This is a genomic window from Paraburkholderia agricolaris (assembly GCF_009455635.1).
Classification (GTDB): domain Bacteria; phylum Pseudomonadota; class Gammaproteobacteria; order Burkholderiales; family Burkholderiaceae; genus Paraburkholderia; species Paraburkholderia agricolaris.
Window position 1 is genome coordinate 265,452 of sequence record NZ_QPER01000001.1, and the last position, 22,193, is coordinate 287,644.

Annotated in this window: 16 protein-coding genes and 2 pseudogenes; 2 read left to right on the top strand and 16 right to left on the bottom strand. The window is 62.2% G+C overall.

Features of this window, described 5'->3' with window-relative positions:
- Window positions 1-205: 205 nt before the first annotated feature.
- The 8 genes from GH665_RS01150 to GH665_RS01185 form a co-directional block, all read right to left on the bottom strand.
- On the bottom strand, window positions 206-1,468 hold the full coding sequence (locus GH665_RS01150; protein ID WP_153134338.1) for a dienelactone hydrolase family protein: 1,263 nt from the start codon (window positions 1,466-1,468) through the stop codon (window positions 206-208).
- Between the two features lie 581 nt (window positions 1,469-2,049).
- The gene (locus GH665_RS01155) at window positions 2,050-2,499 is read right to left on the bottom strand and encodes a YchJ family protein (RefSeq protein WP_153134339.1); all 450 of its coding nucleotides are present in this window, start codon (window positions 2,497-2,499) and stop codon (window positions 2,050-2,052) included.
- A 7-nt stretch (window positions 2,500-2,506) separates the two neighbouring features.
- A complete protein-coding gene (locus GH665_RS01160; RefSeq protein ID WP_153134340.1) occupies window positions 2,507-3,637 on the bottom strand; it encodes an acyl-CoA dehydrogenase family protein in 1,131 nt (376 codons plus the stop codon).
- Between the two features lie 36 nt (window positions 3,638-3,673).
- The gene (locus GH665_RS01165; protein WP_153134341.1) at window positions 3,674-4,351 is read right to left on the bottom strand and encodes an SDR family oxidoreductase; all 678 of its coding nucleotides are present in this window, start codon (window positions 4,349-4,351) and stop codon (window positions 3,674-3,676) included.
- A gap of 39 nt (window positions 4,352-4,390) precedes the next feature.
- On the bottom strand, window positions 4,391-5,599 hold the full coding sequence (locus GH665_RS01170) for an acetyl-CoA C-acetyltransferase (RefSeq protein ID WP_174771695.1): 1,209 nt from the start codon (window positions 5,597-5,599) through the stop codon (window positions 4,391-4,393).
- Entirely contained in the window at window positions 5,577-6,368 is a 792-nt protein-coding gene (gene can, locus GH665_RS01175; RefSeq protein WP_153134343.1) for a carbonate dehydratase, read from the bottom strand. Before can ends, GH665_RS01170 begins: the two co-directional genes overlap by 23 nt.
- Window positions 6,369-6,478: 110 nt before the next feature.
- Window positions 6,479-8,308 carry a bifunctional isocitrate dehydrogenase kinase/phosphatase gene (gene aceK, locus GH665_RS01180; protein WP_153134344.1) on the bottom strand — a complete coding sequence of 610 codons (1,830 nt, stop codon included), beginning with the start codon at window positions 8,306-8,308 and terminating at the stop codon, window positions 6,479-6,481.
- Window positions 8,309-8,330: 22 nt separating this feature from the next.
- Window positions 8,331-8,735 carry a MerR family transcriptional regulator gene (locus GH665_RS01185; RefSeq protein ID WP_153134345.1) on the bottom strand — a complete coding sequence of 135 codons (405 nt, stop codon included), beginning with the start codon at window positions 8,733-8,735 and terminating at the stop codon, window positions 8,331-8,333.
- Between the two features lie 188 nt (window positions 8,736-8,923).
- Here GH665_RS01185 and GH665_RS01190 point away from each other — a divergent pair, with 188 nt between their 5' ends.
- Complete coding sequence (locus tag GH665_RS01190) at window positions 8,924-10,012, top strand: MBL fold metallo-hydrolase (RefSeq protein ID WP_153134346.1); 1,089 nt, start codon at window positions 8,924-8,926, stop codon at window positions 10,010-10,012.
- Window positions 10,013-10,042: 30 nt separating this feature from the next.
- Here the strand turns inward: GH665_RS01190 and GH665_RS01195 are convergent.
- The 6 genes and pseudogenes from GH665_RS01195 to argS all read right to left on the bottom strand — a co-directional run bounded on the left by GH665_RS01195 (window position 10,043) and on the right by argS (window position 18,120).
- Window positions 10,043-11,684: pseudogene (locus GH665_RS01195) on the bottom strand (ABC-F family ATP-binding cassette domain-containing protein).
- Window positions 11,685-11,978: 294 nt separating this feature from the next.
- Window positions 11,979-13,565 (bottom strand): ABC transporter substrate-binding protein, encoded by a 1,587-nt coding sequence (locus GH665_RS01200; protein ID WP_153134347.1) that lies wholly within the window; start codon window positions 13,563-13,565, stop codon window positions 11,979-11,981.
- 291 nt (window positions 13,566-13,856) lie between these two features.
- A complete protein-coding gene (locus GH665_RS01205; protein WP_153134348.1) occupies window positions 13,857-14,630 on the bottom strand; it encodes an SDR family oxidoreductase in 774 nt (257 codons plus the stop codon).
- 15 nt (window positions 14,631-14,645) lie between these two features.
- Window positions 14,646-15,284: a thiol:disulfide interchange protein DsbA/DsbL gene (locus tag GH665_RS01210; RefSeq protein ID WP_153134349.1), complete on the bottom strand. Its 639-nt coding sequence runs from the start codon at window positions 15,282-15,284 to the stop codon at window positions 14,646-14,648.
- Between the two features lie 183 nt (window positions 15,285-15,467).
- Window positions 15,468-16,268 carry an SPOR domain-containing protein gene (locus tag GH665_RS01215; RefSeq protein ID WP_153134350.1) on the bottom strand — a complete coding sequence of 267 codons (801 nt, stop codon included), beginning with the start codon at window positions 16,266-16,268 and terminating at the stop codon, window positions 15,468-15,470.
- A gap of 61 nt (window positions 16,269-16,329) precedes the next feature.
- Window positions 16,330-18,120 (bottom strand): arginine--tRNA ligase, encoded by a 1,791-nt coding sequence (gene argS / locus GH665_RS01220; RefSeq protein WP_153134351.1) that lies wholly within the window; start codon window positions 18,118-18,120, stop codon window positions 16,330-16,332.
- 419 nt (window positions 18,121-18,539) lie between these two features.
- Between argS and GH665_RS01225 the strand changes: the two genes are divergently transcribed.
- Window positions 18,540-18,866, top strand: coding sequence for a DUF1840 domain-containing protein (locus GH665_RS01225; RefSeq protein ID WP_035519500.1), 327 nt, complete (start codon window positions 18,540-18,542; stop codon window positions 18,864-18,866).
- Between the two features lie 156 nt (window positions 18,867-19,022).
- On the opposite strand, the gene GH665_RS01230 is transcribed toward GH665_RS01225, so the two are convergent.
- Window positions 19,023-19,217: a hypothetical protein gene (locus tag GH665_RS01230; RefSeq protein WP_028198977.1), complete on the bottom strand. Its 195-nt coding sequence runs from the start codon at window positions 19,215-19,217 to the stop codon at window positions 19,023-19,025.
- Window positions 19,218-19,374: 157 nt separating this feature from the next.
- Window positions 19,375-22,104: pseudogene (metH, locus tag GH665_RS01235) on the bottom strand (methionine synthase); the annotation flags it as partial.
- Window positions 22,105-22,193: the final 89 nt, after the last annotated feature.

Consider the following 22,193-nt stretch of genomic DNA (forward strand, 5'->3'; position numbering starts at 1 on the left):
CGCCCCGCACAGGGGCAACGCTAATAGACCGATAAGAAAGCAAGGAAAGGCCAAAAGACCAAAAGGCCAAAAGACCAAAAGACCAAAAGACCAAAAGACCAAAAGACCAAGGAGAGCAACGCCAAACAGACCACGAACACAGCAAGGCAACGCCCAAAATCCAGATCAACAACAAACCCGCCGAGCAGGCCCCAACCCTTAACCCTCAATTCCGGCTAGCAATAGCCCCCTGCCCACCAGCAGAATCCGCCGTCTGCGAAGACCCAGCCGCCCCCCAAACAACGGAGTTATTAACCGCATACAACCGGCACGGCGCCGAACTCTGCTTCTGGCAATTAGCAATCGCCACGGTCATCGGATCATCGCCACCCTCGGCCCACGACCACGCACCCGTATCCGACACAGCAAAAGCCCGGCTAGGATACTGATGCAGGAAATTCCGATATCCATTACGGCCAGCTTCATCGACATACGGCACGGAGTCGACCGCATCGACAGCAGCAAACCCACTCGCCTTAGGCGTGGAAGGATCCGCCACGCGGTACTGCACGCCGGTAGGCATCCCCACCCTGGCAAGGAAAGCCTCAACCGCAGGCCACCACACATGCACGCCGTCACGATCGCCCACGAGCCGATGCGCGTCATTCTTGTAGTTGCCGAAATCCACCATCGTCGCGCCCGCACCGTGCGCGGCATACGCGGCATACATGCCGGCCACCAGCGGCGCGGTCCACACCGAATCGTTATCGCCGTACAACCACAGCGAGGGCACCTTCGTTTTCTCGCCATACGCGCCGAATGCACGCGTCAGATTGCCCTGCCAGTCAGCGCATGCGTCCTGCCGCAAACCACCCGAGAAATTGATCAGCGCCCGCACGCCCGGTGCCGCGTCAGGACCGTAAGCGATCGTCGCCAGACCGCCGTGCGAGGTGCCGGCCACCACGATGTGCGTGGCGTCCACGTACGGTTGCTTCGACATGTAGTTGATCGTCGCGGCCACGTCGCCGGCCTGGTCGATACCGTTGCGCTCGACGTCGCAACCGTCCTGCTGATATGTGCCACCCGAATGGCCGAAGCCCTGGCGGTTCGGCGCCACCACCACATAGCCGCGACGCACAAATTCACGCGCGAACGGCAGCGGGTCGCTGCGCTCCTGCGTACGCGGGTCGCCAGGAATCTTGCCGTGGTTGAAAACGATCATCGGAAACGGACCGGGGCCGTCCGGCTTGTAGATCGTCGTTTCGAGCGTGATGCTGCCGGCAGCGTCGACCGGCACGCGGATGATCTGTTCGTTGAGACCGGCGGTGGGCAGATAGACGTCGTCGTCGAGCGCAATGCGCGGCACGTGCGCGCGGGTGAGAGGCCCTGCCTGGGTGTCGGCAAGCGGCTCGGCATGCGCGAGCGCGACAGCGCATATCGCCGTTGCACACGTCACCGCACACTTCGTCAGAACCTTGCTGAACACCATTGACGCACCTGCCTCAAAAACCTGCCCAGAACACCGTGATGCCTTGTCTGTCGAATGTCATCGCTGACAGTTGCCTTTCATCGGCGTTTTCGACAAACAAAAACACACTCGCGTACGTAGTGCGCTACGCGCACGCTGATCGAGATCGCACGGGATGAACCCAAACGGCTGACGCGACCCCACGCGCCGATGATGAGCGCCACACACGCCGCCTGAACCGCCGTCGAACCCTTACTGGGGGGCTATCGGCAGGAGCCTGCGCATTTTGCGGATTCGGTATGCACCTGTTCTCGCAACGTGACGTCACAAACCTACGACTCCATCCTGGCATGACAATTTTGTTTTGTGCAATCAAGGAGAACCCGTGGCGCAAAAATTGCCATGTGCGGATCAGGGTGCTTTCGCCCCCGAGGCGCAGGAAAGCTGCCTGTCGGACGCTGCGTGGCTGTGCGAAGTAATGTGCTGCAACACACGCGCTGTGGTGTCGAGCCAACACGAAAAAAAAGCCCTCATCAGAGGGCCATATGTAAGCACGACGCTCTTTGCGTCATTGCATCCTGTAAGGCCAGGAAAGGCGCAGCTTATTCATTGACGTCACCGTCGACATAGCGCCAGCATCCGTCGCCGCCGCGGACGAAGCGGCTCAGTTCGTGCAGCCGGTGAGCACGCCCGCCGACCTTATATCGTGCGACGAATTCAACGGTTGCATGCTCGATGTCGATTTCGGTGAAGGCCTTGATCTGGAGTCCGAGCCAACGCGGTGCGTCGGGGGCAGCAGGGTCGGCGTCGAGGTCCGCGGGGCAGGTGTGCGGTGCCCAGCTCGCCCGCAAGTAATCCGTTGCGCCCACAACATATGCGCTGTAACGCGAGCGCATCAGTTCGAGCGCGCGCGGCGCGGTTTCGCCGCCATCGATATAGCGGCCGCAACATTGCGCGAAGCGGGGCGGTTTGGCGCCGCTGCGCTGATCGGGCGCGGCGCCGCCGCATGGGCAGTCGGAAGGTCGTTGCATTGACAACAATGGCTTATTCATCAGACTTTCAGGTGAGACCGCGCGCGATCAGTATTTTCTGGATGTCGCTGGTGCCTTCGTAAATCTGGCACACGCGCACATCGCGGTAGATGCGCTCGACCGGGAAGTCGTTCAGATAGCCGTAGCCGCCGTGGATCTGCAAGGCTGCCGAGCAGATGCGTTCGGCAGCCTCCGAGGCGAACAGCTTGGCCATCGCGGCCTCGGTCAGACAAGGCTGGCCGGCGTCTTTCAGCGAAGCCGCGTGCCAGATCAACTGGCGCGCAGCTTCGAGTTGCGTCGCCATATCGGCGAGACGGAACTGCACGGCCTGGTGCGAAAAGAGCGGCTGACCGAAGCTCTCGCGTTCCTTCGCGTAGCCCAACGCCGCTTCGAACGCAGCACGCGCCATTCCGACGCTCTGCGCCGCGATTCCGATCCGGCCGCCTTCGAGCCCCGACAGCGCAATCCGATAGCCTTCGCCTTCTGCGCCAATCAGATTCGCGGCCGGCACACGGCAGTCCTCAAAAATAATCTGCGCCGTGTCTGACGAATGCTGGCCGAGCTTTTCCTCGACTCGTGCAACGACGTATCCCTTCGTGTCGGTCGGCACGATAAACGCGCTGATGCCGCGCTTGCCTGCTGCCTTGTCGGTCACGGCCATGACGATCGCAACGTCGCCGTTCTTGCCGCTTGTGATGAACTGTTTGACACCGTTCAGCACGTAGCCGTCGCCATCGCGTGTCGCGGTGGTGCGCAGCGCGGATGCGTCCGAGCCCGCTTGCGGTTCGGTCAGGCAGAACGCGCCGAGCATCTCACCGCGCGCGAGCGGTGTGAGCCAGTCGCGTTTCTGCGCGTCGTTGCCATAGGTCAGCAGAATGCTGCACACCGGGCAATTGTTTACGGAAATCGTGGTCGAGGTACCGCCGTCGCCGGCCGCGATTTCCTCGAGGATCAGTGCGAGCGCCAGCGCGTCCATGCCGGCGCCGCCATACGCTTCGGGTACCAGCACGCCGTACGCGCCGAGTTCGGCCAGCTGGCGATGCACATCCTTCGGAAAAATGCGCTCGCGGTCCCATTGCGCCGCGTGCGGGGTGACCGCTTCGCGGACGAACGTACGTACCGCGTCGCGGATCATCTGGTGATCCTGATCAAGCACCATGGCTCGGTCTCCTTTTTAGTCTCTCCAGGTGTCTTCTCACCAGTCGAGCGCCGTGCCGTCATATTGATAGAAGCGGCCGTTGAACGCGTCGTGCGCGGCTGCGGCCTGTGCGAGCACTTCGCGCATGCCGGTCACGCTGCGCGCAGGATCGATCGCCGCCTGCGCGCCACCCATGTCGGTGCGCACCCAACCCGGATGCAGCGAAATACACGTGGCGCGCGTGGTAGTCAGCGAGGCGACTTTCAGCGCGTCGTTGAGCGCCGCCTTACTCGCCCGATACAGCCAGCCGGTCGTGCCACTTGCGTCGCTGATGCTGCCCATCTTGCTCGAAATCACCGCGAACACGCCGCCGGCTTCTTCGACGAGCGGCAGCAGGATCGGCATCAACTGCATCGGACCACGCACATTGGTGTGCATGACCTGATCGAAGTCTTCGGCCGTGATCGTTTCGATGTCCTCGGTGTGCGGGCCGAACACGCCCGATACCACGACCGCCGCGTCGAGCCGTTCGCCGTCGAGCCTCCAGCCGAACGCGGCGATTTCCTCGGCCTCGGTGACGTCGAGTGAGAAGGTCTCCGCGCCGAGCGTTTTCAGCGCGTCGAGCGCGGCACCATCGCGAGCGGTGGCGAGTACGCGCCAGCCGCTTTTCTTGTACTGCCGCACAAACTCCTGACCGATGCCGCGCGACGCACCCACGATCAACACTGTCTTCATCGAATCACCTCGAGCTCCAGAACGCCGGCAGGCGGCGCGTCAAACCAGTTCGATACCCATCGCGGTCGCTTCGCCACCGCCGATGCACAGTGTCGCGACGCCGCGCTTGCCGCCGCGCTTTCTCAACGCGCCGATCAGCGTGACGAGAATCCGCGCGCCCGATGCGCCGATCGGGTGGCCAAGTGCGCAGGCGCCGCCGTTCACATTGACCTTATCGTGCGGCAGATGGTGTTCTTTCATCGCGGCCATCGTGACCACCGCGAAGGCCTCGTTGATTTCGTACAGATCCACCTCGTCGGCGCGCCAGCCGTTCTTCTCGAACAGCTTGCGAATTGCACCGACCGGCGCGGTGGTGAACTTCGCCGGTTCCTGGGCGAAGGTGGCGTGGCCGACCACGCGAGCAAGCGGCTCGACACCGAGACGTTTCGCGGTCGATTCACGCATCATTACGAGCGCAGCCGCGCCGTCGGAAATCGACGATGAGTTCGCCGCCGTGACCGTGCCGGTTTTGCTGAACGCGGGCTTGAGCGTCGGAATCTTGTCGAGGTTCGCTTTGAACGGCTGCTCGTCGTGGTCGATGGTCACGTCGCCCTTGCGGCTTTCCACCTTCACCGGCGCGATTTCCCACGCGAACGAACCGTCTTCATTCGCGCGCTTCGCCCGATTCAGGGACTCGACGGCGAACGCGTCCTGCGCTTCGCGCGTGAAGTCGAACGATGCCGCGCATTCTTCGGCAAAGGTGCCCATCAAACGGCCTTTTTCGTAGGCGTCTTCGAGACCGTCGTAGAACATGTGGTCGATCACCTGGCCGTGGCCCATGCGCATGCCGTTACGCGCTTTCGGCAACAGGTAAGGTGCGTTGGTCATGCTCTCCATGCCGCCCGCGACGATCACGTCGACCGAGCCGGCGGCCAGCATGTCATGCGCGAACATCGCCGCGCGCATGCCGGAGCCGCACATCTTGTTGACCGTGGTGCTGCCGGTGGCGAGCGGCAAGCCCGCACCGAGCGCGGCCTGACGCGCGGGCGCCTGGCCCTGGCCGGCGGGCAGCACGCAACCCATTACCACTTCGTCGATCTGCTCCGGCTTCAGGCCGGCGCGTTGCACGGCGGCCTCGATCGCCGCCGAGCCCAACTGCGGCGCGGTGAGCGAAGCGAAATCGCCCTGAAATGCCGCCATGGGCGTGCGGGCCACACCGACGATCACGATCGGATCAGCTTTTGTATCACTCATGTTTGTCTCCTTCATGTTTGAGTTCCTTGATCACACCTTCGACGATGGCCGGCACGTCACCGAGCTGGGCCGCATCGGCGGCAGCCATGTCGCTGTCTTCCTTGTACACGCCGCCGGCCGATACCGCGGCGAGGCAGTTCCTGTAGGTTGCATCGAGCGCCGCCGGGTCGTTGACGGTCATACCGAGGTTGCGAACCTTGCCGTCGTGCACGCCATACACCCAGCCATGCACGGCGAGTTCCTGGCCGCGTGCCCATGCGTCGTTGACGATGGTGGTCCGGCATACGTTCATCACCTGCTCGATCGCGTTCAGTTCGACCAGACGCCGATGCCGCGCCTCGCCGATCGGCCACTCCTCGATCAGCGCGGCATGCTTCGTGCGCACGTCCTGCACGTGATGCAGCCAGTTGTCCGCGAGGCCCACGCGCCGGCCATGCAGCGCCGCGGCGACACCCGAGCAGCCATAGTGGCCCACCACCATGATGTGCTTGACCTTCAGCAGATCGACGGCGAACTGGATTACCGACAGGCAGTTCAGATCCGTATGCACCACTACATTGGCGATATTTCTGTGCACGAACACTTCGCCAGGCGGCAGGCCGATGATCTGATTGGCCGGCACGCGCGAATCGGAGCAGCCGATCCACAGATATTCGGGTGTCTGCTGGTGCGCGAGGCGTGAGAAGTACTCAGGATCTTCGGATAGTTTGCGGGCCACCCACGCGTCGTTGTTGTCGAACAGGTGAGCGAGCGGATTGGCAGCGGGAGAATCGTTCGTATTCATGGATGAGTCTGGGCGGTTGCTCGACCGATTGACCGGTCGATGTCGTATAAGGTTCGGACGATGCAGTCGACGATGCGGGCAGCACGTGAGACGCCAGAGGCGCGCCAGGTTCAAGCCACGCGCACGGTGGGTTCGTCTGCCGGATTCTCCGCTTGTCCGGACGCCGTATCGGCGAATCGTTCCGGATAGCGGATGCAGAAGCGCACGCTGCTGTCGTACGGGAAAAAGTCGGGCAGTTCGCCTTTCAGGAGATGATCCTTGTGCCGTTGCCATAGCGCAGGATCGAAAAAGTCCGCGTGGTGCTGCATGAAGGATCGGCGCACGCGTGGGTCGCCGAGTAAAAACGTGCCGTATGTCTCCGGGAAAATGTCGTGCGGGCCGACCGAGTACCACGGCTCGCCCGACATTTCGTCTTCCTCGTTACGTGGCGCCGGCACCGCGCGCACGTTGCATTCAGTCAGGTATTCGATCTCATCGTAGTCGTAGAACACGACGCGGCCGTGACGGGTCACGCCGAAGTTCTTGTACAGCATGTCGCCAGGGAAGATGTTCGCCTGCATCAATTCCTTGATCGCGTTGCCGTATTCCTTGATGCCGTGATCGACGTCCTCGTCGCTGCCGTTCTGCAGGAACAGATTGAGCGGCACCATCCGGCGTTCGATATACAGATGGCGAATCACGAGGTTGTCGCCGTCGTATTCGATCAGGGACGGCACTTCCTTCTCGAGCTCGCGCATCAGCGCTTCGTCGAGCCGGGAAATGGGCAGCGCCACGCTCGAATATTCGAGCGTGTCGGCCATGCGGCCCAGCCGGTCGTGCCGTTTGACGAGCTGATACTTTCCCTTGATCTTCTCGCGCGTGGTTTCCTTGGGTGGCGGAAAGTGGTCTTTGATCAGCTTGAAGACGTACGGAAACGAGGGCAGCGTGAACACCAGCATCACGAGCCCCTTGATGCCGGGCGCGATGATGAACGGGTCGCTCGAATGCTTCAGGTGGTGCAGCAGATCGCGATAGAACAGATTCTTGCCCTGCTTCTGCAAACCCACCGACGTGTAGATTTCCGCCTTCGGTTTGCCCGGCATGATCGTGCAGAGAAACTCGACGTAAGCGGAGGGCACTTCCATGTCCACCAGGAAGTATGAATGCGAGAAGCTGAAGATGATCAGCAACTGTTCACGTTTGAGCAGCACCGTATCGAGTGCCAGCACGCCGGGTTTCACATGGCGCAGCGGCACGGCGAACGGCAACAGCAAATCGCCGTTGATGATCCGCCCAATGATGTACGCCGTCTTGTTCCGGTAGAACAGCGACGAGAGCACGTGAATCTGGAAGTTGGCCGCTTCGTCGAACACGCCGAACGCGTCGTGGATCGTTTGCATTACGCACTCGACGTCGCGTGTCAGATCCTCGAACGGCGGCTCGAGCTGGAAGTTGGTGACGATGCGTTCGAGCGTCGCAGCGAGGCCGTCTTTGCCGGGGTAATACGCACGATAAGTCGGCTTCGCCGCCGGTTCGTCGTTCTCGATGTACTCGGTCGAAATCGCCGGGCGCACGAAAATGAAGTCGTTGTTGAAATACGAACGGTGCAGGATCTTGCAACACACCGAATTGAAGAACGTCTCAGCGCACTCGGGCTGACGGTGCGTGGTCAGGAGGCCGATGTAGTGGAGCTTGATCTGTTGCCACACTTCGCTGTCGATATTCTCGGCGTCGTATTCGTCTTCGAGCAACTCGACGCATTCCTCGACGCGCTCGTCATACGAGGTAATGCGTTCTCGCGCCAGCGTTTGCAGGCCGTGCCAGTCGGCCGCCTCGAACAGCGTTTTGGCATGAATCGCGGCGTCGCGGAAAATCCGGTAGTGCCGATCGAACCCTTCGAGCATCGTCTGGGCGACGTCGAAGCCGATCTGGGACGACAGCAGTTTGGGAAAGTGATTCATGTCGAATTCGCCTGGTCGCAGCTTACGCAGACTGGGTTCCGCGTGCGCCGCTCTCCAGCAGCGCGCGCGCCTGGGCTTCGTATTGTGCGAGGTCTTCGAGCGTCGCGTTCAGATCTTCGAGTTGACGTTCGAGCACATCGCGATGGCGCGACACCGTGGCAAGGAAAGCGTGCAATTGCGGCACGGTGTCGGTTGGCGACTCGTAAACGTCGAGCAGATCGCGGATTTCCGACAGCGTGAAGCCGAGCCGCTTGCCACGCAGCGTGAGTTTCAGGCGAGTTCGGTCGCGACCTGAATAAACGCGCCGCAAGCCGCTCGAACCCTCTCGGGTGGGTGAGAGTAAACCCTGGTCTTCATAGAAGCGGATCGCTCGGGGCGTGACGTCGAATTCCCGCGCGAGCTCGGTGATCGTGTATTGCGTGTTCATCGGGGCGTCCCGTGTCCGGGCAGAAAATCGGATTGAACGATAGAATCGACGTTTACGTTATCGTCAACCTGAGCGAAACGCAACTAGAGAGCAATACGGCACCGGACTGTCCCGGCCGGGCCGCAACCACGCTGTGCGGCATCGCATACCTCGCCATGCCGGACGGCCGACGGAGGAAGACAACCCCAATGAATGCACTCGAACATCAACTCGACTACCCGTTCAACGACACGATGCCCGAAGCGGGCCATGCGATGGAAGTCGCGCCCGGCGTGTTCTGGCTGCGCATGCCGCTACCGTTCGCCCTCGATCACATCAATCTGTGGCTGCTACGCGATGAAATCGACGGTCAGCGTGGCTGGACGGTAGTCGACTGCGGGATTGCATCGGATGCGATCAGGGAGAATTGGGAGAAGGTGTTCGACTCCGTGCTCGACGGCCTGCCGGTGCTGCGCGTGATCGCCACGCATTGCCACCCGGATCACATTGGCCTCGCACACTGGATCTGCGGCGGCGGCGACAAGAAACGCTGGAACGTGCGCCTGTGGACGACGCTTGGCGAATACATGCAGGCACGTGTGATGGCGGCCGGCGACGGTTCGAATGCGGGCGGTGAGGGCGCGGCACAGCATTTTGCACGGCATGGTCTGAACGATCAGGCGTCGCTCGAGAAGCTGCGCAATCGCACGAGCTACTACGCGAGTCTCGTGCCGGCTCTTCCCGATCAATACCGCCGCCTGCGCGAAGCCGATGGCGTGCGGATTGGCGGCAAGACGTGGCGGGTAGTGACCGGCTTCGGCCATTCGCCGGAACACTGTGCGCTGTATTGCGAGGAGACCGGCACGCTGATCTCCGGCGATATGGTGCTGCCGCGCATCTCGACGAACGTTTCTGTGTTCGCCATGGAGCCGGAAAGCACGCCGCTTGCGCTGTATCTGGAATCGCTCGGCCGCTACGAGACGATGCCCGAAGACACGCTCGTGCTGCCGTCGCATGGCAAGCCGTTCCGTGGCGTACGCACGCGCATCAGGCAACTGCGTGAGCATCATGACGCGCGTCTGGCTGAAGTGCGCGAGGCCTGTGCGGAGAAGCCGCAGAGCGCGGCGGATATCGTGCCGTTGATGTTCAAGCGCCAGCTCGACATCCATCAAATGACGTTCGCAATGGGCGAAGCGCTGGCGCACTTGCATCTGCTATGGCTCGCGGGCGAACTGCAGCGCAGGCAGGATGCGGACGGCGTGATCCGGTTTAGCGGCGCGGCCGATCTGAAGCGCTGATCTGGCCGCGACGTCACCGGGCCGCCGATGCTACACGGTGGCCGGTTCGAAACGCCAACCTGCCGGCGTCCACCGCATGGTGTGGGTGGGCTGCAATGCCGCCAGAAAATCGGCGTCGTGCGACACCGCGACAATCGCGCCCGGGAAGTCCACTAGCGCATCTTCGAATGCCAGCACCGACTCGAGGTCCAGGTGATTGGTCGGCTCGTCGAGCAGCAGTAACTGCGCCGGCGTGCCGCGCCATAACGCACAGGCGAGTGCCGCTTTCAGCCGCTCGCCGCCACTCAGATTTCGCGAGGGTTGCGTCGCGCATTGGGCGTCGAGTTGCAGCAAGGCGAGCCGGCTGCGTAACTCGCCTTCGGCTAGCGGCGTATCGAGCAAGCCCAACTGCTCGACGATCGAACGTTCAGGATCGAGCAGAGCCAGGCGTTGGTCGAGATAGGCGCACGGCACGTGCGTCAGACGCGTGCCGCCCAGTGGCGGGACTTCACCTGCCAGCACACGCAGCAGCGTCGATTTTCCGCAACCGTTCGGCCCCGTTAGTGCGATACGTACGGGGCCTTCGACTGCCCATGTGACCGTTGCCGCCGGGTCGTTTGCTTCCAGCCAGGGCAGGCGCGCCCCGTCGAGCGTGAAAACTTTGCGACGTGCAGGAAGCCCGGCGCCGGGTAATGAGAGCAGGACTGCGCTGTCCGGTATGACAGCGCGCTGTCGCTTCGCTGACCTTGTCGTTCAGATCGGTTTTAACCGCTTGCTGGGACTTGTGGACATGTCCCATCGCCTCCGTCGCTCGACCTTTTATCTTCGCGCGTTCCATACGTGAGACGTTGGCCGTATCGGCATAGTGCCGTGTGCCCGCTGCGCGGCGCTGAATCGTGTCGTGTTCCCGTGCGAGGCGGCGGCGTTCACGTGCGCGCTCCGTGCGGGCATGTTCAAGCGCGGCGTGGGCGGCCTGTTGCTCCGCGTCGCGCTGCGCATGAAAAACCGCGTAGTTGCCGCCATACACGCGCGGCCCATGAGGCGTCAACTCGACGATCCGTTCAACCTCGCCGAGCACCTGACGGTCATGGCTGACAACGATCAGGCCGCCGCGCCACTCATTAAGCTGCGCGCGCAACCACGCCCGGCCATCGCGATCGAGGTGGTTAGTGGGTTCGTCGAGCACGAGCAGATCGGCGCCGGAGAGTAACGCGCCGACCAGCGCGACGCGTGCGCGTTGGCCGCCGCTCAGATTGTCCGCGCTGTCGTGCGCTTGCAGCTCAGGCAGATTTGCCTGCTGCAACGCGATTTGAAAGCGCGTGGCGAGATCCCAGCGGTCGCCCACTACCTCGAGATCGTCGGGGTGAGTGGTGCCCGCGGCAAGGCGTGCGAGCGCATCCAGCGGGGCATCGAGTCCGGCAGTTTGCGCGATCGTTTCGCCTTCCTGCGCGACCGTATTCTGCTTGACGTAGGCGATCGAGCCGAAGCGGTCGACTTTGCCGGCCGACGGCGTCAGTTCCCCCGCAATCAGTCGAGCGAGCACGCTTTTGCCCGCGCCATTGCGACCGACAATAGCCGTCGGCGTGGTGTCGAACGTGAGATTGAGGGAGTCGAACAGCGTCGCTCCATCGTCGAAATGGAACGAGAGCTGATGAAGCGAGACGAGTGTGGATGCTGGCGTGACATGAGCCATAAGCACCTCCGAAAATGTGTTGCACCTTTCGCCCGGCAAGCAAGGCTTGCGTGAAGCGAAAACATTTAAGGAACGCTTAGTTGTTCATTTTGGCTGATGTCCGGAAAGAATGATCTGTAAAAAAGTATAGCAAGCGCAACAGATCGGATGCAAGCGGGGCGCCGCGGTGCGTTGTCGCGTGTGGACGCTGCCTGAGCGGTGAACGCTGAAGGGGGAGGATAAAAAAACAGACCCGGTGCATTGCAGCGGGTCTGTCGTGATGCTCACCATCGAGCGTGGCGTCATGCAGTGGTTTTACTGCACCGCCACCGCGCCAAAGTTCTGCCGTCCGAACGGACTGACGTGATAGCCGCTCACATTCGTGCGCGTGATGGCTGCTGCCGTCGGGTAACCCAGCGGAATCCACAGCGCCTGATCGTGGATGATCTGTTGTGCCTGTTCATACGCTTTCGCGCGTTTGGCCTGATCGGGCGTTGCCTTGCCGTCGGCGATCAGTTTGTCCAGATCCTGATCGCAGAAGCGCGCAAAGTTGATGCCCGACTTCACCGCGTTGCAACTGAAGAGCGGCGACAGATAGTTGTCCGGATCGCCGTTGTCACCGGCCCAGCCCATGAACAGCGTGTCATGCTGACCTTGCTTCGCCTGCTTGATCAACTCGCCCCATTCGATCACCTTCACCTCGGCCTTCACGCCGATCTTCGCGAAGTCGGCCTGCAACAGTTCGGCGCCGGCCTTCGGATTCGGGTTCAGTACGCTGCCGTTCGGCCGCACCCAGATAGTCGTTTCGAAGCCGTTCGGATAACCCGCGTCCGCGAGCAGTTTCTTTGCCTTCACCGGATCGTACGGCCACGGCTTCACGGACTTGTCGTAGCTCCACGTGTTAGGCGGATACGGATTGACGGCCGGCGTCGCGGTGTTGTCGAAGATCGCCTTCAGATAAGTGGTGCGGTCGAACGCCATGTTCAGCGCGGCGCGCACCTTCTGGTTGTCGAGCGGCTTCTTCTGCGTGTTCAGCGCGACGAAGGCGGTCATGAAGGCCGGTGTCTGAACGATGGCGAGCGACTTGTCGCCCTTCGCTTCGGCGAGATCCTGCGGTTTCGGCGACAGCGCGATCTGGCATTCGCCGGCTTTCACCTTTTGCGCGCGCACCGTGGCGTCCGGCGTGATCGCGTAGATCAGGCGATCGATCTTCGGTTTCGGGCCCCAATACGTCGGATTCACGTCGTAGCGGATCACCGCGTCTTTGGTGTAGCTCTTCAACTCGAACGGGCCGGTGCCGATCGGCTTTGCATTCAGGTCGACCTGTTTGCCGGCCTTGAGCAACTGGTCGGCGTATTCGGCCGAATAGATCGAGGCGAAACCCATCGTCAGGATCGACACGAAGGTCGCGTCCGGGGCGTTCAGTTCGAACTTGACGGTGTTGTCGTCAACCTTGCTGATCGACTTGATGAGCTTCGGCAAGCCCATTGATTGGGCGTGCGGGAAGCCGCTCGCGCCCGCCACCTTGTGCCACGGATTGCTGTCGTTGAGCATGCGGTCGAACGTGAAGACGACGTCGTCGGCATTCAGCGGCCGGGTGGGCTTGAAGTAATCGGTGGTCTGGAACTGCACGTTCGGGCGCAGGTGGAACGTGTAGGTGAGGCCATCGGCGCTCACGTCCCACTTGTCGGCCAGCGAAGGCACAACTTTCTTCGCGGCCTCGTCGTATGAGACCAGCGAATTGAAAATCACGTCGGCCGACGCATTGGTCGTGACGAGCGAATTGAATTGCACGACATCGAAACCGTCAGGGCTCGATTCGGTACAGACGGTCAGCGGTTTGGCGAGCACGAGCGCGGGCGCCGTGAACAGTACGGCGGCTGCGAGCAGTTTGAAGCGCATAGGATCTCCCATAACAAGCGCAGTCAGGCAGTGCGTCTGGTTGTGTGGTTGTATTCCGTTGACGGGCGGCGACCGGTCTGGCCGTCGTCTTTATTGTGATACGTTTCCGGCGCCTGCGCATGGTTTGGCGGATACCGTACACGCGCGCTTTGGCCTTCGCGAAAGCTTATCGAAGGGTGGTTGTGACGACAACAATTTAATCCGCATATCCATATGGATAGCGGATGTCGGTGTCAGCGCTCAGGACGCGGCAGCGCGCGTTTTCGTCGATATTGACGCAGTGCGTTCGATTTACTCGGTGACGGCGCGGGGCTTGCGTGGCGCACGTTCGAACGCGCGATCGTAGAGCCAGCGCGGCAGCACATGCAACAGCATGGCCGCAATGCGCATCTGCCACGGGAACACCGCAAAGGATGTCTGCCGCTCGATCGCGCCCGCGACCTTCACGGCGAAGCGGTCGGCGTCCATCAGAAACGGCATGCCGTACGGATTGTGCTCGGTCATCGGCGTGCGGATATAGCCGGGCGCGATGGTGACCACGCCGACGCCCAGAGGGCGCATCTCGACGCGCAGCGCTTCCAGATACTTGAGCGCCGCCGACTTCGACGCGCTGTACGCACCCGACCCCGGCAAGCCCCGCACCCCGGCCACGCTGGCAATGCCGACCAGCGTGCCTTTCTTCGCGGCCACCATTGCGGCGGCGAACGGCTCGAAAGTGGCGACCATGCCGAAGTAGTTGATATCCATCACTTCGCGGAAGGTGCGCAGGTCGCCGTGCCCGGTGACCGCGCCGCGGCTGATGCCGGCATTGGCGATCACGATGTCCGGCAAACCATGCTGCGCGATGAACTGTGCGGCCGCTTCAGCGAGCGCTTCGGCGTCGCGGACGTCGACGGAATAGGTGGAGATGGAATTCTGCGGATGGGACTGCTGGAAAGCGGCGAGCGCGTCGCCGCGGCGGGCAACCAGGCCGAGAATCGCGCCGCGCCGCGCATATTCGGCGGCGAGCGCGAGGCCGATGCCACTCGAGGCGCCGGTAATGAAAACCTTCAAGGGTGAACTCATTCCGGCGCCTCGGCTTTACATCTTCTTGGCGCGGACCTGCTGCACCAGGTAGTCGAGCACCTGAATCGTGCCCGGCAGGCTGTTGGTCGCCGCCGGACCGGTTTCATACTTGCCCTGCACGGCCAGCGTCGGCACGCCGTCGATCTTGTAGTCGTCCATCAGTTTCTTATCCTTCTGCAACGCGCTTTGCGTCGAGAACGAGTTGTACGCGTCCATGTACTTCTTCGGATCGACGCCGTTCTTCGCGAGGAACTTGGCCTGGTCTTCCGGCGTCAGCAGGTAGTTTTTGTTGACGTGGATTTCGTTGAAAACCTTCGGCGTGAGTTGCTGGGCGAGACCGAGCGCGTCGAGCGCATGGAACATTTTCGAGTGCGGAATGAAGTCGTCGCGGAAGGCGACCGGCACGCGCTTGAACACGACGTCCGGACCTTGCTTCTTGATCCAGGCTTCCAGGTAGGGGTCGAATTCATTGCAGTGCGGGCAGCCGTACCAGAAGAATTCGGTGACTTCGATCTTGCCGGCCGGCGCGTCCGTAGGTTGCGGCGTGGCCAGCACGGTGTAGTCCTTGCCGGACACCGGCGCGGCCGGCGATGCATGCGCCGTGGCGGCAACCAGGCCCAGCGAGAGGAACAGAATGCTCAGCAGTTTTTTCATGTTGTGTTGACCCAAGTAGGCGATAAAGCGGTGGCGCCACGCAAATGCCCGTCACCGTTTTCATTGTCGGCGTAGACGTTCTAGTCGGTTGTGTTTGTCGATTGTGTTTGTGACACGCGCCGCACGCCGGGAGTTCGGCGTGCGGCGCGTTCCGGTAAAAATCACCGTTTATTGATTGCCTGCTTATTGTTTCGTAAAGCGGATGACGGCTGTATCCACGCCCGCGTCGGACAGACGCTGACGGCTCGAATTCATGTCTTCAAACTTCGAGAACGGGCCGATCCGCACACGGTAGTACGTCACGCCGCCAGCATCGCGCTGCGTGACCTTCGACTCGAAGCCCTGGAAGGCGAGACGCGCACGTTGCTGCTCGGCGTCGGCCGAGGTCTTGTAGGCGCCCACTTGCAGGAAGTAGCCCGTGTTCGCGTCACCTGGCGCCGGCGCTGCGCCCGAACCGGGCTTGGCGTTGGCAGCCGTACTCTTCGGCGCCGAGCCCGCCGCGGTGGCGGCCGGTGCGCTGGAACCTTGCGGTTTCTTCGCCGTTGCAGTGGCCGTGCCGTTGTCCTGCGCGGGTTTCGGCGCGACTGCGGTGCCGTTCGCGTTGTCACCCGACGGCGGCACTTCGACGATCTGCGGTTCTTCCAGCATGCCGGACTGCGTTTGCGAATTGGTCTGGCCCGGGGCGGTGTTCGGCGGTGCCGGCTGCGCGGCTTGCGGCACCGGCTGGCCCGGCGTCTTGCCTTGCAGCGGACGGTTCGGGTCGTATTGCTGTGCCTGGCTTGCGCCGGTGTCAGGCGCCGCGGGCGGCGCGACCTTCGAGACAAACGGCGTAGGTGCGCGGGTGATATACAGCGCCACCACTACCGCGATCGCGAGACCGACGATCAGGCCCAGCACGATACCGAGAAAAGTCCCCCCGGTTTGTTTCGATTGCGATTGCTTTGTTGTGCGGCGTGGTTTTGCCATCGTATGAATCACCTGCAAAAAGAATCCTGGAACGGCCGTCGATTATAACGACGGCCGCATGCATGTTGCGCCGGAGGACTTACATCTTGACGGGAGCGGAGACGCCGATCGTCGCGAGACCGTTGGCCAACACCTGACGCGTGGCCGCAAGCAGCGCGACGCGCGCATTGCGCTCGGCCGCGTCGTCGACCAGCACGCGTTCAGCTTTGTCATTGTAGAACGAGTGGAATTCCCCGGCGAGGTCGCGCAGATAGAACGCGACCGCGTGCGGCGCGAGTTCGTCGGCGGCGTGCTCGAGCATGTCCGGGAACTCGGCGAGCTTGTTCAGCAAGGCCATGGCGCGTTCGCTGGTGAGCGGCGACACGTCGAGCTGGGCCAGCGTGCTTTCGTCCGTGTTGTAGCGCGCCTTGCATTCGGCGATGACCGAGCAGATCCGTGCATGCGCGTACTGCACGTAGTGCACCGGATTCTCGTCGTTCTGTTTCAACGCCAGGTCGATGTCGAACACGAATTCCGTGTCAGCCTTGCGCGAAATCAGGAAGAAGCGCACAGCGTCGCGACCGCGGCGAATCGTCTCTTCGTCGATCAGGTCGATCGCGGCTTCCGAGCCCGGCGTGGCGCCGCCCGACCATTCGATCAGGTCGCGCACGGTCACATAGCTGCCGGCGCGCTTGGAGATCTTCACCTCTTCGCCGTTGCGCATGACCGTGACCATCTTGTGCAGGATGTAGTCGGGATAGCCCTTCGGAATGCCGATGCCGAGGCCTTGCAGGCCGGCGCGCACCCGCGCGATCGTGCCGTGGTGGTCCGAGCCCTGCACGTTGATGACCTTGGTGAAGCCGCGTTCCCACTTGGCGACGTGATACGCGACGTCCGGCACGAAGTACGTGTAGGTGCCGTCGGTCTTGCGCATCACGCGGTCTTTGTCGTCGCCGTCGTCGGTGGTGCGCAGCCACAGTGCGCCTTCCTGTTCGTAGGTCTTGCCGGCGGCGATCAGCGCATCCACGGTTTTCTCGACCCGGCCTTCCTTGTACAGCGACGACTCCAGGTAGTACTGGTCGAACTTCACGCCGAACGCCTGCAGGTCCATATCCTGCTCGCGGCGCAGATAGGCCACCGCAAAGCGGCGGATCGCGTCGAGGTTTTCGATGTCGCCCGCGCCCGTCACGGGCTCGCCGTCGCTCGCGGCCACGGTGACGCCGTTCAGATAGTCTTTCGCGATATCGGCGATGTACTCGCCGTTGTATGCCGAAGCCGGCCAGCCTTCGTCGCCCGGAGCGAGGCCGCGGGCGCGCGCCTGGGTCGACACGGCGAGCGTGTGGATCTGCACGCCGGCGTCGTTGTAGTAGAACTCGCGGTGCACGTCATAGCCCTGGCTAGCCAGCACGTTCGACAGCGCGTCGCCGAGCGCGGCCTGGCGGCCGTGGCCGACGTGCAGCGGGCCGGTCGGGTTGGCCGAGACGAATTCGATCAGTACGTGCTTGCCGGCGTCGCGCTGCGAGCGGCCGAAGGCTTCCTTTTCAGCGAATACGGCCGCGATCACGGCCTGCTTCGCGGCCGCCGCGAGGCGCAGGTTGATGAAGCCGGGGCCGGCCACTTCGGCGGCGTCCACGAGCCCCTTGGCCTGCGGCTGCGCGAGCAGCGCGTCGACGATCTGCTGGGCCAACTGGCGCGGGTTGGCGCGCAACGGCTTGGCGAGTTGCATCGCCACATTGCACGCGACGTCGCCGTGCGCGGCCACCTTGGGACGCTCCAGCGTGATCGTGGGCGAGACGAAGGCGGCTTCGGTCGCGCCTTGGGTTGCTTCAGCAACCTGCTTCACCGTGTCGGCGAGCAGTGTTTCGAGGGTTTGTTTATGTGCGGGCAGCATGCTTGTTGCGAGTCCAGTGAGGCAATCCGGTAATGCGGAAGAAGCGGCGGCCGCGCGCGACGCGCAGCCGATTCGTCAGAAGCGTGGAAAGCGGCGATGCCCCGGCCGGTAGGCAGCAGGCACACCGTGGCGCCATCAGGCGCGCGGCGTGCTTGCCGCCAGGCTTGGCGCGCTTGTGCGCGGTTTCGCGTGATTTTGGCCAACCGCTCCGGCTCGGCCACCCGCGCAACGCCGTACACAGCGCATTGCAGCGCGCTTTTCCGTTCAGACGGATTTTAGCAGGTGCTAATATGTTCAATGAGATGCCCACCAAGGGCCGTGGCCGCCGTGCCTGATCGGCGTGTCAACGCAAAGCGCGCGGGCGGCGAGTTTTTGGGCGGCACGTGCGTCGATCCAACATAACGAAAAAGGGAACAGTCATGCTGATTACTTTTAAATGCCGGGCCTGCCCGGATGTGATGATGCTGGAGAATCTTGCACAGTACCTCGTGGGCATTGTCGGCAAGCGCCTGGGCGAGCGTGGCGTCATCATCCACGACGAACTTGACGTTGCAATCAGCAAACTCGAAGCGGCGATTACCTTCGACAAACAGGAACGTGCCGAGCACGATGGCCATTTCCACGAAGGTGAAGAGGGCCACGAGCATCACGAAATTCCGCCGGGGCTCGCCCAGCGTGCGTATCCGTTCCTCGACATGCTACGTGCCGCGAAGAAGGAAAACGCCGATATCGTCTGGGGTATCTGAGCCGGGCTTCGTCCGCCAGCGGTGGCGCTTGCAGCGCCCGGCGGCGCGGCGCGGACCGGGTTGCGCCGCGCGCAATATGACGTATCAATGAAAAGAGCCCGCATCTGCGGGCTCTTTGTCTTTTACGGGGCTTAACAGCCCGTCTGCCAGGCCTGCTTACTGGCTGGCGCCGTCTGCCGGCGCTGCCATCGGTGCCGACGCACCCTTCTTCATTTTCTGCTTCTTGGGCTTCTTGACGTGCTTTTGTGTAGGCGGCGAATAGGAACTGACCGAGCTGGCGGGCTGGGCCAGCGCCACCGAGGCGCCTGCGGCGAGCGAAACAGCAGTCAATAACAGCGTCAGCTTCTTCATACGATTCTCTCCGTTGACGATTGCAATTTGATAAGCCGACGCGTTTTGGCCACGTCTGGCGGGGTGAAGCTATTTCAGTCTACAAAGCCGAAAATTGCACTGCCGCAAATATTCAGCCTAGCGTGCCCGATATAGTGGGTTCCCCGCCCCGCAAGGCTTACAGCAAAGGCGCGAGCGCCCGCTCGGCGTCTGTTTTCGACAACGACATGCGTACTGCGTAGTCTTCCAGCTGGTCCTGGCCGATCTTGCCGACCGAGAAATAGGTGCTGTCCGGGTGCGCCAGATAGAAGCCGGACACGCTGGCCGCCGGCAGCATGGCCAGCGATTCGGTCACGCTCATGCCGATTTCGGTGGCTTGCAGCACGTCGAACATATCGCGTTTCACGAGGTGGTCCGGGCAGGCCGGGTAGCCCGGTGCCGGACGGATGCCGTGGTACTTTTCGGCGATCAGGTCGTCGTTCGAAAGGCTTTCGGTGTTCGCGTAACCCCACAGATCGCGGCGCACACGGGCATGCAAGGCTTCGGCAAAGGCCTCGGCGAAGCGGTCGGCGAGCGCCTTCAACATGATCGCGCTGTAGTCGTCGTGATCCTTTTCGAACTGCTTTTCCTTCACGTCGACGCCCAGACCCGCCGTGACCGCGAACATGCCGATGTAATCGGCCACGCCCGAGTCTTTCGGCGCGATGAAGTCGGCGAGCGAGCGGTTCGGGCGCATCACGCCGTCCACCACCGGCCGCACGCTTTGCTGGCGCAGGTTGCGCCACGTGAGCGCGACCTCCGAACGCGATTCGTCCGTGTAGATCTCGATGTCGTCGTCGTTCACCGTGTTGGCCGGGAGCAGGCAGATCACGCCGTTAGCCTGCAGCCAGCGGCCCTGGATCAGACGCGCGAGCATCGACTTGCCGTCCGAGAACACGCGGCGGGCCGATTCGCCGACGATCTCGTCGTTCAGGATCGCCGGGTACGGGCCGGCCAGGTCCCAGGTCTGGAAGAACGGACCCCAGTCGATATAGTTCGCCAGCTCGTTCAGATCGAAATTCTTGAACACACGGCGGCCGATGAACTTCGGCTTGACCGGCTGGTAGCCAGCCCAGTCGATCTTGGTCTTGTTCGCACGGGCTTCGGCGAGCGTGACCATCGGCTGGGCTTTCTTGTTGGCGTGCTGGTCACGGATCCGGTCGTAGTCGGTCTTCAGCTCGTCGAGGTACTTGGCCGCGCCTTCATCGGACAGCAGGCTCGAGGCCACCGAGACCGAGCGCGAGGCGTCCGGCACGTAGACCACCGGGCCTTCGTAATGCGGCGCGATCTTCACGGCAGTGTGCACGCGCGAGGTGGTCGCGCCGCCGATCAGCAGCGGGATCTTCTTCACGCGGAAATAGTCGTCGCGCTGCATTTCCGAGGCAACGTAGGCCATTTCTTCGAGGCTTGGCGTAATCAGGCCAGACAAGCCGATGATGTCCGCGCCCTCGACCTTGGCTTTGGCGAGAATGTCGTTGCACGACACCATCACGCCCATGTTGACCACTTCGAAGTTATTGCACTGAAGCACCACCGAAACGATGTTCTTGCCGATGTCGTGCACATCGCCCTTTACCGTGGCGATGACGATCTTGCCTTTCGCGCGCACGTCGGCGCCGGCTTCGGCCATCAGCTTCTTTTCTTCCTCGATGTACGGGATCAGATGCGCGACCGCCTGCTTCATCACGCGCGCCGACTTCACGACCTGCGGCAGGAACATCTTGCCCTGACCGAACAGGTCGCCGACGATGTTCATGCCGTCCATCAGCGGGCCTTCGATCACGGTGATCGGACGGCCACCGGCTGCCGCGATCTTCGCGCGCACTTCCTCGGTGTCTTCAACGATGAAGTTGGTGATGCCGTGCACCAGCGCATGCGACAGACGCTTCTCGACGGGCTGGTTGCGCCATTCGAGGTTCTCTTCTTTCTTCGCGGCGCCGGTCTTGAACTTGTCGGCGATTTCCAGCAGACGATCGGTGCCGTCTTCACGACGGTTCAACACGACGTCTTCCACACGCTCGCGCAACTCCGGATCGAGATCGGCATAGACGCCGAGCTGGCCCGCGTTGACGATGCCCATGTCCATTCCCGCCTGAATCGCGTGATAGAGGAACACGGTGTGGATCGCCTCGCGTACCGGATCGTTGCCGCGGAACGAGAACGACACGTTCGACACACCGCCGCTGATCTTCGCGTACGGCAGGTTTTCCTTGATCCAGCGCGTGGCGTTGATGAAATCGACGGCGTAGTTGTTGTGCTCTTCGATGCCGGTCGCAATCGCGAAGATGTTTGGATCGAAGATGATGTCTTCCGGCGGGAAGCCAACTTCGTTCACGAGGAAATCGTAGGAGCGCTTGCAGATCTCGGTCTTGCGCTTATACGTGTCGGCCTGGCCTTGTTCGTCGAAGGCCATCACGACAGCCGCTGCGCCATAACGGCGGATCAGGTTCGCGTGATGACGGAACGCTTCTTCGCCTTCCTTCAGCGAGATCGAGTTGACGATCGCCTTGCCTTGCACGCACTTCAGGCCGGCTTCGATCACATCCCATTTCGACGAGTCGATCATGATCGGCACGCGTGCGATGTCCGGCTCGGAGGCGATCAGATTCATGAAGCGGACCATTGCCGCTTTCGAATCGAGCATGGCCTCGTCCATGTTGACGTCGATGATCTGCGCACCGTTTTCGACCTGCTGCCGCGCGACCGCGATCGCGTCGTCGAACTGATCGTTCAGGATCATTCGCGCGAACGCCTTCGAACCGGTCACGTTGGTACGCTCACCGACGTTGATGAAGAGCGTCCCGGTCGTGACGTTGAACGGCTCGAGGCCGGAAAGGCGCATGGTGTGATCGGTCATGGCGTGAGTGCGGTTCGGTTGCGTGCGGTTACGTACGGTGGCGTGCGATTACGTTCGATTACGTGCGATTACGTGCGTCGGGTTCGATAGCGGAACAGCGG